Origin of the sequence: Achromobacter sp., assembly GCF_032102605.1 — a bacterium.
Taxonomy (GTDB): Bacteria; Pseudomonadota; Gammaproteobacteria; order Burkholderiales; family Burkholderiaceae_B; genus Achromobacter.
In genome coordinates this window covers 37128-50722 of the sequence record NZ_DAMDGT010000002.1, presented here as the reverse complement: position 1 = coordinate 50722, position 13595 = coordinate 37128, and the positions used below count along the sequence as shown (strand labels likewise).

Here is a 13595-nt window from a genome sequence, read left to right as displayed (position 1 = left end):
ATGAAAGGCATGGATCATGGCTCGATGAAGGGCATGAGCCAGGATTCGATGAAGGACATGAGCCAGGATTCGATGAAAGGCATGGATCATGGCTCGATGAAGGGCATGAACCAGGATTCGATGAAAGGCATGGATCATGGCTCGATGAAGGGCATGAACCAGGATTCGATGAAAGGCATGGATCATGGCTCGATGAAGGGCATGAGCCAGGATTCGATGAATGGCATGGACCGCGGCTCGATACAGAACATGTCGGGGGGAGCGAATTCAGGCGCAGTGCCGGTTGGAACCTTACCCACAAGCGACGGCACAACGGAACAACGATATTCCGCTTACGACATCCATCCACACATGATGGACAACATGATCACGAGCCATCTGCTTTTTGACAAACTAGGGATGGCATATGACAGAGATGGCAACACGGGTCTTCAATGGGACGGCCAGTTCTGGGTTGGGCGTGATCTGAATAAGCTCTGGATAAAGAGTGAAGGCGATCGGGTCAATGGCAACACTGACGGAAAGATCGAGGCGTTCTGGAGTCACACCGTTTCGCCATTCTGGGATCTACAGTTGGGCGCGCGGCGCGATTTCGGCACTGGTCCTAAGCGCAACTGGGCCGCGATCGGAGTTCAGGGCGTGGCTCCCTATAACATCGAGACGGAAATAACGGGTTATGTGGGAGGTTCTGGACGAACCGCGCTCGCGCTGAAGGCTGAATACGATCTGCTGCTTACACAACGCCTAATCCTGACTCCAGAGATCGAAGCCAGTGTGTACGGAAAGGACGACAAGGCGCGAGGTATCGGTGCGGGCTTGTCGGATGCCTCGTTCTCTTTGCGCTTGCGCTATGAGGTGACCCGCGAAGTTGCACCGTACATCGGTGTTTCGTTCGGACGAAAGTTCGGAAAGACGGCGAGCTATGCGAGCGAAGAGGGAGAAAGCCGGTCTGAGCGCGCGATCTTGGCTGGGGTTCGCATCTGGTTTTAGCGTCTAGCGCCGCCCAACGCATCTTGTCGGTACCCATGTCGAGCTAGCTCTCTTAGCAACGACACGCCGGCCTTGGGAATGAGTCTAATCAACTCGTGGTGCGAGTTGGATGGGATCCGAGCCGAGCAACCGACGACAGTTTGACACTTCCTACATCCCCCATGGCCAGGGCGGAACGCCGCTCCAACCTATCGGGTGGTGTTCGTGCCGTGATATTAATCCGCAGTGCATTTTAGGACCTCACAATGCCAACCTTTTTCGCAACAATTCGCGCCACAGTGGCTATGGCCGCCATGCTCGCCAGCGCCGCGGCCATCGCTCATCCGAAGTTGCTTTCTTCCTCGCCCAGCGACAAGGCCGAGGTGACGGCACCGCCGAAGATCGAGCTGAAATTCTCGGAAAATCTGACAACGCAATTCTCCGGAGCGACGCTAGTCATGACCGGTATGCCCGGTATGGCGAACCACGGGCCGATGAAGGTGAACGCCAAAATCTCAGGTAGCGATGACCCGAAGGCTATGATCATCACGCCGGTGCAAGCGCTTGCGCCTGGCAACTACCGAGTGGATTGGCGTGCGGTGTCCTCCGATACGCATCCCGTCACCGGCAGTATCGCGTTTACCGTCAAGTGATTCCTGAATGGACTGGCCGACTGTCCTCGTGCGTTTCGCACTCTATCTTGACCTTGCCATGTTGTTTGGGCTGCCGCTGTTCAGTATGTACGCGCTACGCCAAGGAGAAATCGCCTCGTCAACGGGTGCGCGCTTCTTAGCGGTTAGCACGGCGCTCGCTGCTCTGGGCATCATCCTGTCGCTGGCCAATATTGCCATAATGGCCAAAAGCATGACCGGCGCCACATCCTATGCAGAGCTTCAAAGCCACGTCTTCGAAATGATCGTGACAGGCACTGACTTTGGCGCGGCATGGGTGGCTCGATTGGGTGCGTTGATGCTTTGCGTGCTAGTGGGAGTACTTGCTCGCACGCAACAAAGGGTCCGACTGGGCGTTTTCTCGATAGCCGGTGGCATCGCGCTGTCCACACTCGCTTGGGGCGGGCATGGTGCCATGGACGAAGGCTTTAGGCGCTACGTTCACCTCACATCGGACATCGTGCATTTGATCGCTGCCGGCGCTTGGGCGGGCGCGCTTCTCGCGTTCCTCCTGTTATCTCAGCCGACAGCCACGTCCGGCAACGTTGCCTTATTGAACCGCACTTCAAACGGCTTTGCCCAAGTGGGCACAGCCATCGTGCTGACGCTTGCCATTACGGGCGGGGTCAACTATTTGTTGATCGTCGGTGCTTCGCTACCCGATATGTCGTTGACATCCTACGGTGGTCTGCTTGTTGCAAAGCTTGGCTTATTTGGCACGATGCTTGCACTGGCTGCCGCTAATCGCTTCTATCTAAGTCCGCGTCTGGAGCACGCCGTCCGAACGGGCGATCATGCGATAGCAGTTCTTACGCTACGTCGTAGCCTCATGTTCGAGAGTAGTGCTGCCACTCTCATCCTGCTTCTTGTTGCAGCATTGGGGATCCTGTCACCATCGTCCATGTCGTGATGACTTCTTGGACTCTAGTGCATTTTCTATACCGCCAACCCGAAAAATTTGATGCGAACAGAAAGCCACACCGCCAATCTTCTGCGTAGAGCCCTATTGGTGACGATCGTCTTGTCTCCCATCCCCTTGATGGCCCAACCGAAGACGCTCATCGAAGTCTGGAAGACGCCCACTTGCGGCTGCTGCAAAGACTGGGTGAGCCATCTCGAAGCCAATGGCTTTGAAGTGACCACTCATGACGTTAGCGATACCTCGTCTGTACGGCAACGTAACCGCATTCCGGACGCGTTCGGCTCCTGCCATTCCGCAGTCGTTGGAGAATATGCTCTGGAGGGGCACGTCCCGGCCAGGGAGATCGCTCGACTACTGAAGGAGAAGTCAAGCGCAGTCGGACTGGCGGTTCCGGGCATGCCTCTGGGCTCGCCAGGAATGGATGGCCCGGACTACGGAGGAAGGCGCATGGCCTATGACGTGCTTCTCGTCCTGCCCTCAGGGAAGGCAGAAGTCTATCAGTCCTACACGTAGCGCAAGGCTGCCGGCATCTCAAGACTGAACCGATTGCTCAGATCGTGGCCTTTCGAAGCAACCCCCTAAATAAGGGATTGACCTTCCGGCAATGGGAAGGCCTATGCTGTAAATCTACGCCATCCTAGCGAGGACTGTCATGGCAAAGCCTACCAAGCCGCCAGGTGGTGTTGGTGATCATTCCGGGCATTCGTCCATGGGCGAGCCTAGCCGCCACGCATGTCACCGAGACCGCGCCGACCAGCCTATTGATGGGGCAAGTCGAGGGGATCATGCAACGGGAGGGCGACATGTGCCCCATGCCCAGCCCACAGAGCATGACGCGACGCATGGTGCCCCGCCGGCACCTGGGAAAATTGCCGCGGAGTACACATGCCCCATGCATCCACAAATCCGACGAGCCGGCCCGGGCAGCTGCCCCATCTGCGGCATGGCACTCGAACCCGTAACGGTCTCTTTGGATGATGAGCAGGACGGCCATGAGCTGTGTGACTTCAATCGTCGGTTTTGGATAGGCCTTCTGCTCACCTTGCCGGTATTTGTTCTGGAAATGGGTGGACACCTCTTCAACCTGCACCGATTCATCGGCCCGCAAACGTCCAACTGGATACAACTTATCTTCGCGACCCCCGTCGTGTTGTGGGCAGGCTGGCCATTCTTTTCGAAGGCATGGCAATCGATCACGAATCGCAGTCTGAACATGTTCACACTGATCGCACTGGGAACAGGCGTAGCTTGGGTGTACAGCATCGTTGCCACTTTCATACCGCAACGGTTCCCGGAGGCCTTCCGTCCACAAGGTGCGGTGGCCGTCTACTTTGAGGCCGCGGCGGTGATTACGGTTTTGGTTTTGCTCGGCCAAGTCCTCGAGCTTCGTGCTCGCGAAAGAACTTCTGGTGCGATTAAGGCGTTGCTGAGTCTTGCGCCGAAAACGGCAGTAAGAGTCAGTCCGAATGGTCAAGATGAGACTGTAGATCTCCAATCCGTGCAGGTGGGGGATAACCTGCGCGTACGCCCGGGAGAGAAGGTGCCTGTGGATGGCGAGGTCGTCGAAGGGCGATGCACGGTTGACGAGTCGATGGTGACAGGTGAGCCTATTCCGGTGGCGAAAACACCGGGCTCCCGTGTGACAGGGGGGACAATGAATCAGACCGGCAGTTTTGTCATGCGTGCCGACCGTGTGGGTGCGGACACTTTGCTAGCTCGGATTGTTCAAATGGTAGGCGCGGCGCAGCGAAGTCGCGCTCCGGTCCAGCGATTGGTCGATCAAGTGGCCGGCTGGTTTGTGCCTGCCGTCATCCTCGCGGCTGTACTTGCATTCGGAGCATGGATGCTGTGGGGGCCGACGCCCGCCTTCACCTATGCGCTGATAGCAATGGTCTCCGTTCTGATCATCGCGTGTCCGTGCGCGCTCGGGTTGGCAACTCCTATGTCCATCATGGTCGGTGTCGGCCGCGCCGCCCAAAGCGGGGTACTCATCAGGGACGCGGAGGTACTGGAGCATATGCAGAAAGTGGACCTCGTTATCGTCGACAAGACAGGTACTCTAACGGAAGGCAAGCCATCAGTTACAGAGGTAGTGCCGGTCGAGGCGATAGACCGGGCCGACCTACTTCAGGCACTCGCCAGTGTGGAGCGCGCAAGCGAGCACCCCCTTGCTGCAGCCATCGTCGGCGCTGCGGAGAACGAGGGAATCCAGCTGTTGCCGGTGACCGATTTCGACTCCCCTGTGGGGAAAGGAGTGATTGGGCTGGTGGCTGGGCGCCGAGTAGTGTGCGGTAGTGCCCGCTTCTTAGAGGAGCAAGGGGTGGACGTGCCCGCCGAGCGCCACGGAGAGGCTATTCGAGAAAAAGGAGCCACCGTTATCTACGTAGGCTTGGATGGCCAATACGCAGGATTAGTCGGCATCGCAGACCCCATCAAGTCGACCACGCCGCAGGCAATCAAGGCCCTTCATCAGGCAGGAATCAAGGTGGTAATGCTGACGGGAGACAACAAGACGACGGCCCAAGCCGTTGCGAGGCATTTGGGAATTGACGAAGCAGTCGGGGAGGTGCTGCCAGAGGACAAAGGGGCGGCTGTGCGGCGGTATCAGGAAAAAGGCCACACCGTCGCGATGGCAGGTGACGGCGTGAATGATGCGCCTGCACTTGCCGCGGCGAACGTCGGCATTGCCATGGGAACCGGCACGGATGTCGCCATGGAAAGTTCCGGCGTCACGCTACTTCACGGCGATCTCATGGGCATCGTCCGAGCACGCCATGCTTCCAAAGCGACGATGCGGAATATCAAACAAAACCTCTTTTTCGCATTCGTCTATAACGCTGCAGGAATTCCCGTTGCAGCTGGCGTTCTTTATCCGGTCTTCGGAATATTGCTCTCGCCCATTATTGCTGCAGCGGCCATGGCCTTGTCTTCGGTGAGTGTAATTGGAAACTCGCTGCGACTAAGGTCTGTAGACCTGGATGCATAGCAGTCCCGGGCTCAAGGTCTAGCCAGGTGCGGAATCGCTTGCGGGCGGTGACCGCGAGGCGCGTGCGGTAACTGGTCCTCAGTGAGCCTAGGAAGCTAGCCTCGCTGCGCGGGGCGACATTACGCAAATGTAATGAAACAGAATACAGCGTTGGGCTCTGCGGGCTGGGTTGAGTTCGCCCGTTCCGTCCTCTGCGCTTAAGCAGCGACGTTACGGGGGATGCGGCATGAAACGTGCTGCCCGGTATGTGGGCGCTAACGCCCCATTCCATAGGAGATCTCCATGAACTCGACTCAATATGAAACCTGTATCCGCGAATGCTATAGCTGCGCCCAGGCGTGCGACCAATGCTTCGCCGCTTGCCTAACAGAAGAAGACGCAACGAAGATGGCAAGATGCGTAAAGCTTGACGCTGATTGCTCGGAAGTATGCAGGCTAGCTGCGGCATATATGGCCCGAAGTAGCGAATTCGCTCGCCCACTATGTGACCTTTGCGCGAAAGTATGTGAGGAGTGTGGCCAGGAATGCGCAAAATTCCAGAGTAGCCACTGTCAACATTGCGCGAGCATATGCAAAGATTGTGCCCAGGCCTGCCGTGCCATGGCGTAGTCGGCGTGCTGCAATCCGCTGAGGCGAGGGCGAGGGCCAGCCCCAGGCCCTCGCTCGATCTGTGTAAAACCGCGAAAAATGCAGGCATCTCGCCGTTCCACCGATCCAATAGACACCGGGCATCTGTGCCCTAAGCCCACCACTCGATGGCGCTGCCTGGAGGGCTGCGTAATCCCCTCGGTCGGCATCCGACAAGGAGTGTGGCTTTTTAGGGTAATATAGCCACCTATACTATGTGAATTGAGCGACATGGCACATACCGTCCGACAGAAAAAGAGGCTTATTGCGCGGGTTCGCCGCATCCGTGGGCAAATGGAAGGCTTGGAGCGTGCTCTGGAGGCGGACGCTGCTTGCGCTGAAGTTCTACGCCAACTCGCCTCAGCGCGCGGAGCGTTGAACGGGTTGACGGCAGAGGTGATGGAGGGGCATCTTGAGGAGCATGTGGTGCATGCCGCCTCTGAGGCGGATCGCAGCCAAGGCGCCCAGGAAATGATGGAAGTCATTCGCGCCTATATGAAGTAGTCGGCCGCCACATCCACGGGTTACAGATGAACAACTCAAGCCTTGCCCACGACCACATTTTTCTGGGTCAAAATCACGAACGCAATGAACGCCGGGTTTGGCTTGTCATTGCGATAACCGCGAGCATGATGCTCATTGAGATCGTCGCAGGGAATTTGTATGGCTCGATGGCACTTGTCGCCGACGGTTGGCACATGTCGACACACGCTGGCGCCATGCTTATCACCGTGTTGGCATATGGCTACGCGCGACGCCACGCAACAGACCGCCGGTTCACCTTCGGCACCGGCAAGCTAGGTGACCTGGCCGGCTTTGCCAGCGCCGTAGCGCTTGCGCTGATCGCCGTGCTCATTGGCTGGGAAGGCGTTGTGCGTCTAGCCAATCCCGTTCCCATTAGCTTCAACCAGGCCCTCGCGGTGGCTATCGTGGGTTTGGTGGTGAATCTAGTGTCGGCATGGCTCCTCAACGACGCCCCTTCCCATCATCATGACCACGGTCACCACCATGATCACCATTCCGATCACAGCTCAAGTGCCAAGGACAACAATCTTCGCGCTGCCTATTTTCATGTCCTGGCGGACGCTCTGACTTCGGTACTTGCCATTGTTGCGTTGGCCCTAGGCCGCAGCTACGGATGGCTGTGGGCTGATCCAGTCATGGGTGTAATCGGTGCGTTGGTTATCTTGCGCTGGTCGTGGCGACTAATCCGTGAGTCCGGCAACGTGCTTCTGGATGCCACTACCGAGGGGGCCAAGGTGCACGAGGAGATCGGCGAGGCGCTAGCAGGGAGCGAAGATACGATTGCGGATCTGCATGTTTGGCAGATTGGTCCTGGTCACTTTTCCGCTATCGTCTCGCTTGCGACTCAGAGTCCCAAGGACAGTTCGTTCTATAAGGCCAAACTGTCGCACATTCACGAACTTTCACATCTGACTGTCGAAACACAAGCTATCAAGTAGCTAAGGGCAGAGAGGCGGCGCGACCCGTGCACTCCGTCTAGCCCCTTGGGCGACGCGCAACGAGTCTCTATCGTACGACGACGGGTCCAATCTTTAGTTTGTGTGTTGGTCAGTGCTCCGAAATGGATTACGAGACCAGGGCGAGGAGTCTGGTCGCCGGCGCGCTGGCATCCCCCGATTACTTGCTTGGCCTCGAGATCGCTCTTCAATCGCCGCCTTGGAGCGCGGTTCGCTTCCCCGGCCAAAAAAACATTCCCGCCGCCGCAATTCTGATGACGAAAGTGCCTACAGGCATCCACGGCCGCGGAGCATGCCCGAGCGGACCTACGCATCCGCGGCGAGCTGTCCGCATGAGTGCAGCTTTGTTGCTGCAAATGATTGCTTCTTGCCGAAGTTCGCCATTTTCAGCTGTCCGCTTCTGGCCGCGAGCAGCCGTTGATGACCGGCCTTTTCCGTCCGGCGCGGGCACGGGCACGCTCGCGGCGCAAAAGTGGGGCAACTGTCGGCACTTTTGCGCGGGCTCGCAGTCGGGCCGAAGGAAGGTGAGAAGGTCGAGATGCAGCCGACATTTCCGGGCTAGCGAGAAGTGGGCGGGGGGGCTCACCCCAAAGCAGTGGGATGCGTTTGCGCCAGGTCAGCCCAGCATGGGCACTGGCTCCTTGTGGTGATCTCCAGATAATGACCATTGGCCAGAGCCAACAGCGCATGGTGACGCTAGTTTCGACACCTCCCTTTGTTGACGACCGATCGCCAATGGGTTGGTAGGCGACCCTCGCTTTTGGAGAGAGCAATGCAACTAAGTTTTAGTAGTGCGTGGGCAGGAGACAGGCAGTTGGCGGAGGATACCCAGGGCGCGCCGGTTGTACGCGAGGCGGGCGGCCTCTATCGAGCCGCAACCCCGCAAGAGCTGCTACGTGCGGCTGCCCAGCAATTGGAGGAGGCGCTGGGTAGTCGCTTGCAAGTGGCCAAGCCATCCGCCGCCATCGACTATATCGTGACGCGGCTGGCGCTGTCGGACGTCGAGGTGTTCGGCGTAATGTTCCTTGATGCGCAATTGAGAATGATCGCCTTCGAGGAAATGTTCAGAGGCACGCTGTCGGAGACCAGCGTGTATCCACGTGAGGTCGTCAAGGCGGCAATTCGGCACAACGCGCACTCCATCTTGATTGCCCACAACCATCCCTCGGGCTCGTCGCAACCAAGCAAGGCGGACGTTGAGGTTACGCGGCGCTTGAAGGAAGCCGTTGCTCTGGTGAATGTCTCATTGGTCGACCATGTGATCGTGGCGGCAGGTAGCGGCCATTCTATGGCCAAGATGGGCTGGATCTAGACTTGCCCGCCTGCGTCCAACAGCCGGAGACCGAACGGTCTTCGGCTTTTTTTTACGCGGCGAGTAGCTGTTTGGCGGTTAGCCGCTTTTGAAGCTCGGCCGGCGCCACTGTTCCCGAAAGCAGTCTTTCCAAATATTCGCCGAGCTTCGCCCAGGCTGCTTGCTTCTCGTCGGCGTAGTCATAGAGCTGGTAGTGCCGCCTGACACGGTTTTTGCCCGTGTGAATGACGTGATTTTGGCAGCGGTCGATGATGTTTGGATCGATTCCGAGTGACTCCATGACAGTCGACCCCGTTCGCCGTAAATCATGAGGCGTCCAATTGCCGTTTTGGCCTTTGCCGAGCACCAGGGAGTTGTCCGAAGCGCGACGTGCTTTGGGCTTTCCGTTGAACATGGCTTGCCGATCTTTGATTTGCTTTGTAAAGGCCTGCTTGTACATCGGTTGGTCTACCTCCGCGTCATCGTTGACGCGCGAAGGTAGGAGCCAGCGGGAAGATCCTGCCAGGCTGACAAGGGTCTCGAAATGCTTGACTGCGAAGGGTGAAAGAAAAACCAGGTGGTCGCGCTTCTGTGATTTTCTCCCCTTGACGTTCGCCTTGGGAATGAACCACGTGCCTTCTCGGAGATCGAGATGCGCTATTTCAGTTAAGTGCAATTCCCCTATCCGGCATAACGTGCTCAAACAGATCCAGGAAACTGCCTGCAAAGCCTTGGATGGAGGCTTCCTCTTTCGCTTGTCATCCGAAGCGAGATATTGCTCCTCCAACTCGCGGTATCGAGTCTGGAGCTCGACAATCTCAATGGGAGGGAGAACGCGTTCGCGCGCGTTATCCGGGTCGTAATCGTCCGCCAGGAGCACCCCGAGTTCAACCAGCTCAACCGGATTTCCTTCCGAAAGCAGCTTTCGCCATGGTTGGCGCTTCTCTGCCCAATGGAACATCTGGCCCAGGATTTGGTAGGTCACCTCGGCAAGCCGATTGCAACCCCGGCCGACAATTGAGCGGATCACTCGCTCAACATCCTTCTCGCGAATTGATCGCACGGGAGTATCACCGATCAAGGGAAGCACGTCTTTTTCAACGATGCGCTTCACTTCGGTGTTGCCATCTGCTCGCTTCACTCCCGATTCCAGCCAGCTTTTATACATCTCTTGGAACGAAAGGGCGTCAGTCGTGGCCTCTTCTTCAGCGGCGGTCACAGCGGCAGATTCAGCTGCCATAGCTTCCCGCACCTGGGCTTTTTCCAGTTCGCGGACGGCTGACGGATTGCGGCCCGCCTTAATGTCCGCCCGCGCTTTGTTCCTGGTAGTGCGGATCTCGTCGAGTGTGCGCTCCGGCCATGAGCCGCAGTAGAATCTCTTGACCTTGTCGCCCATGCGATAGGCGTATCGCCACACCACGGCCATCGTGCCGCGCTGGATGCGGATCTCCCCAGTCAGGCCGTCTCCATCGGCCAGGTGATCACCGGCCCATTCCGCCGGCACCGCTTCCAGTTCCTTGACGGTCCACCGCGCACCTTTTCCGCGTTTTGGGTATCTCGTCATATTGCCTCGAATCTCTCCGTTCTTCTGCCTCAAGCGCCATATGGGACAACATATGGGACAACATTTTTGCGGCTGTCAGCGTACATTAGCGAACGTCGGCGAACAAGAAAATTCTGATAATTCCTTATAAATCAGTCGATTAGTCGTTCGCTGACGTTCGCTGACGTTCGAGCGTTTCTAATTTGGGAGCAGAGGGTCGTGAGTTCGAATCCCACCGCCCCGACCAATAAAATCAAGGGCTTACGCTTTCGTGGTGTAAGCCCTTGTTCAATTTTTATCGGCCATGGGTACACTCATAGGTACCCTGGCTGATTCTCCGAATCGTTGTGTGGGGCCACTCACCGATCGAGACTAGCGCTCCGAGACCCACTGATCGATTTCAGAAGCGACCCAACGCGACGCGCCGTCAATCTTTCTCTGGCGTGGGAACTGTTGAAGCTTGATGAGCGCGTAGATTTTGCTCTTCTTCAGCGACACGACTCTCTCGACATCCGTCAGCCGATAGAGCCTGTCACTGGCCGGAGACGCTGGTGCGTTAGGGGCGGGGATGTTGTTCTGTAGGCTATTCATCCGGAATCCTCGATTGCCTCGTGGCGGTTGAAGCGTTCAACGCTTCTCCCTGCAGGGTTCGAAATTGTTGAATGCGATATTCATGGTGGGCCAGAAAAACAATTGTTGGTTCATTGCTGTTCCGGGTGCTCTTTGATCAGTGTGGGAAATTCCGGAACCGGATCCCCGACGGAAGCGTTCCAAGACCACCAGCCGTCTTGGCCGTATGTCTCGTCGTAATGGGCGCCTTTTTCAGTCTTGCGCGCCATGTACTCAGGCGAGTTCAAACCCCATACCTCGAGCGGCGTTGGCATGTGCCGGTCGCGCAACCAAAAGTCGGGGAAGACCGCGTCCTCGCCAGCATCGAAGCGAAGCGGCTTTTCGAACCGGCGCTTTTCAGCGACAAGCTTGTCAGCGACCAGAGCCTCGTAACCCGAATCGACCGGGATCCAGTCCCGCGTGGTTTGCATGAGAGCGATATCGAAAATCTGCGCGCGTGTGCTGCCACCAGAGGACTTGGGTGGATCAGTTTGTACGACAGCGATGACGGTATTCCCTGCCCGCCACGAGTCGATTTCTCGGGCAAAGCGGCGCTCCAGAGGTTCCCAGACGTTCTCATCGAGATTCAGATACGGGATTCCGTGAAACCCCGCGATAGGCAGCGTGGCGCTGCCGTCCATTCCCTTTTGGTGCTGTGCGAGGGGGGCAATTACAACCAGGCGCCGTCGTTGAGTGACCGCTTCCAACGCCTTGGCCTTGTTGTGTCCTGCTTGCTGCCCGGTCGGTGTCGGCGTGGCGATCACGAGGTTTTGGGACAGTCGGACACGTCCGGCGTAGGTGGTCATTGCGGAGCGCATCAAGTGGTGATGCACCACACCTAAATTGCGCTTTCCTTCCATGCCTGGCGACCATGCGTTCAGCCCAGCCTGCGTCCACAGAAAGTGCAGGAGACCGAGCAGTGTCATGCTGGCTTGGCCGGTTCGCGGGCGCGTCGCGGGCATCGCCGGCGCGGCGGGGGACGAAGCGTCCGCTTCTTCTGGGGCAGCTGTCGCACGCTGTTGAAGCCCGACCTTCAGCTTAATCTTGACGGCGCCGTCGTCGAGTTCCTGGACCACTCCGCGTCGGTATGAACCAAGACCGGACATGCTCGGATCTACACCGTAATAAACGCAGTCTTCGCTGTGCTCCGATCCTGTCTCGGGAAAGCGGGCAAGGTGGAACCGATCAGAGTTGGAACGGCTGTGGATCGACAAGCGCCGTTCGCCCGATCCAGAGCAAGTACACCTCACGTCTGCCTTGCCATGGGCCATCAACAGCACGCGCTTCCAACCCTCCTTGAATTGATCAGCTGATTGAAACTCGGGCGAGTACGGTCGCGTCACTCCGCCCAGCGTGACCTCTACGACATATAGCTTTCGATCCATCAGTCATCTCCGTCAACGATCGAGACCAGAATGCAGAAGACCAAAGCCACAGTGAAGAAGAGGGATCCGTGCATAGCGACCACTGCGATCCGTTGATAGATGTTCAGTTGGCTGAACGAGTCGTAGGAACCGGACAGGGCGATGTTCGCGACGATGAAAATCGCCGTGCCCGCAATCTGCGTGGCGATAAGCCAGCGCAGGAGCACCGTTTTACGCTCCGAGGCACCTGACGCTGTAGGGCCCTCCCTTTGTGTCATGGCAAAGGTAATCAACCAGGCCCATGCGGTGAATGCGAGGCCGATTAGGCCCACGGAGACAGCTCCCCAGAACCGCCCGCCCAGGGACACCAGCCACAGCACAGTTCCCCATTCTTGAACTAGCTTTCCAACCGTGGCCAGCACCACGACGATCAAGGCCAGTCCTATTGCGACCTTTATTGCGGACGAGGCCATTAGCGAGCTGTTTGGATTTCCATGAGTGGGCTGTTTCTTGTGCAAGATGTACTCCATTTTTCATGCGGCCAAGCGTTCCCGGTGGGGAGACGGAACATGCGAGAGCAACGCTCATTCGAATCGGAGCGCTCATCCGGGAGGCGTTTAGCTGCTAAACGCTGCCGGTTGCTGAACGCCGATTCGGATGCCGCCAGCGAGATACCACGACGCTGGCGGTTACCTGCCGACTTGCACGGCGCAGGCCAGTTGTTCTCCCGGCCTGATTTTCGCCCCGCCGTTACTCGCCACGGGGGGCATAGACATACTGCTTAGGCGCTCGTACCCTTCACGCGAAGGGCTGGCGGCAAGGCGGGATCGTCGATCTCTCCCTGCTTCATCTCGAGATCTAGGTGGTCTTCCAAGCTCTGCGCCTGGACAGATTTTTTCAGCCAAATGCGTTCTGCACCTGGCCGGACTTCACGGGCCTCTACGCGACCCCCTAGACTTTTGCCGCTTGTTTTCGTCCCCGGGGCCTTCAAATGATCGCGGCCGGCTCCCCTTCGTGCGCCGACTTTGAAGGAAGGCGCGGGACAGTACTTCTGTTGCGTATTGTTAAAGAGCGTGTGGATTTCACTGTACTCTTAGTACATATCCAGTCAATACCTTTTAGTACATATTTC

The 13595-nt window shown here is 57.6% G+C and carries 13 protein-coding genes; 9 read left to right on the top strand and 4 right to left on the bottom strand.

The window, feature by feature from the left end:
* The first annotated feature begins 168 nt into the window (after window positions 1-168).
* The 9 genes from RT614_RS04905 (at window position 169) to RT614_RS04865 (ending at window position 8968) form a co-directional block, all read left to right on the top strand.
* Entirely contained in the window at window positions 169-990 is an 822-nt protein-coding gene (locus tag RT614_RS04905) for a copper resistance protein B (RefSeq protein WP_312437048.1), read from the top strand.
* Window positions 991-1235: 245 nt separating this feature from the next.
* Window positions 1236-1622 carry a copper homeostasis periplasmic binding protein CopC gene (gene copC, locus RT614_RS04900; protein WP_076515683.1) on the top strand — a complete coding sequence of 129 codons (387 nt, stop codon included), beginning with the start codon at window positions 1236-1238 and terminating at the stop codon, window positions 1620-1622.
* Window positions 1623-1629: 7 nt separating this feature from the next.
* Window positions 1630-2550 carry a copper homeostasis membrane protein CopD gene (gene copD / locus RT614_RS04895; protein ID WP_313620734.1) on the top strand — a complete coding sequence of 307 codons (921 nt, stop codon included), beginning with the start codon at window positions 1630-1632 and terminating at the stop codon, window positions 2548-2550.
* Window positions 2551-2601: 51 nt separating this feature from the next.
* On the top strand, window positions 2602-3075 hold the full coding sequence (locus RT614_RS04890) for a DUF411 domain-containing protein (protein WP_076515680.1): 474 nt from the start codon (window positions 2602-2604) through the stop codon (window positions 3073-3075).
* 196 nt (window positions 3076-3271) lie between these two features.
* Window positions 3272-5548 carry a copper-transporting P-type ATPase gene (locus RT614_RS04885; protein WP_369825608.1) on the top strand — a complete coding sequence of 759 codons (2277 nt, stop codon included), beginning with the start codon at window positions 3272-3274 and terminating at the stop codon, window positions 5546-5548.
* A 282-nt stretch (window positions 5549-5830) separates the two neighbouring features.
* Window positions 5831-6157, top strand: a complete 327-nt coding sequence (locus RT614_RS04880) for a four-helix bundle copper-binding protein (RefSeq protein WP_313620732.1) — start codon at window positions 5831-5833, stop codon at window positions 6155-6157.
* A 249-nt stretch (window positions 6158-6406) separates the two neighbouring features.
* Window positions 6407-6679 (top strand): metal/formaldehyde-sensitive transcriptional repressor, encoded by a 273-nt coding sequence (locus tag RT614_RS04875; RefSeq protein WP_076515675.1) that lies wholly within the window; start codon window positions 6407-6409, stop codon window positions 6677-6679.
* A gap of 26 nt (window positions 6680-6705) precedes the next feature.
* Entirely contained in the window at window positions 6706-7638 is a 933-nt protein-coding gene (gene dmeF / locus RT614_RS04870) for a CDF family Co(II)/Ni(II) efflux transporter DmeF (RefSeq protein ID WP_076515674.1), read from the top strand.
* Between the two features lie 832 nt (window positions 7639-8470).
* Complete coding sequence (locus RT614_RS04865; RefSeq protein ID WP_313620730.1) at window positions 8471-8968, top strand: JAB domain-containing protein; 498 nt, start codon at window positions 8471-8473, stop codon at window positions 8966-8968.
* A 52-nt stretch (window positions 8969-9020) separates the two neighbouring features.
* Here the strand turns inward: RT614_RS04865 and RT614_RS04860 are convergent, their stop codons facing one another.
* The 4 genes from RT614_RS04860 to RT614_RS04845 all read right to left on the bottom strand — a co-directional run bounded on the left by RT614_RS04860 (window position 9021) and on the right by RT614_RS04845 (window position 12981).
* The gene (locus RT614_RS04860) at window positions 9021-10511 is read right to left on the bottom strand and encodes a tyrosine-type recombinase/integrase (RefSeq protein ID WP_125284654.1); all 1491 of its coding nucleotides are present in this window, start codon (window positions 10509-10511) and stop codon (window positions 9021-9023) included.
* A gap of 351 nt (window positions 10512-10862) precedes the next feature.
* Entirely contained in the window at window positions 10863-11081 is a 219-nt protein-coding gene (locus RT614_RS04855) for a helix-turn-helix transcriptional regulator (protein WP_313620728.1), read from the bottom strand.
* A 110-nt stretch (window positions 11082-11191) separates the two neighbouring features.
* Window positions 11192-12484, bottom strand: a complete 1293-nt coding sequence (locus RT614_RS04850; protein ID WP_313620726.1) for a DUF1173 family protein — start codon at window positions 12482-12484, stop codon at window positions 11192-11194.
* Window positions 12484-12981, bottom strand: a complete 498-nt coding sequence (locus RT614_RS04845) for a hypothetical protein (protein WP_313620725.1) — start codon at window positions 12979-12981, stop codon at window positions 12484-12486. The genes RT614_RS04850 and RT614_RS04845 overlap by 1 nt, the downstream gene beginning before the upstream one ends.
* Between the last annotated feature and the right edge of the window lie 614 nt (window positions 12982-13595).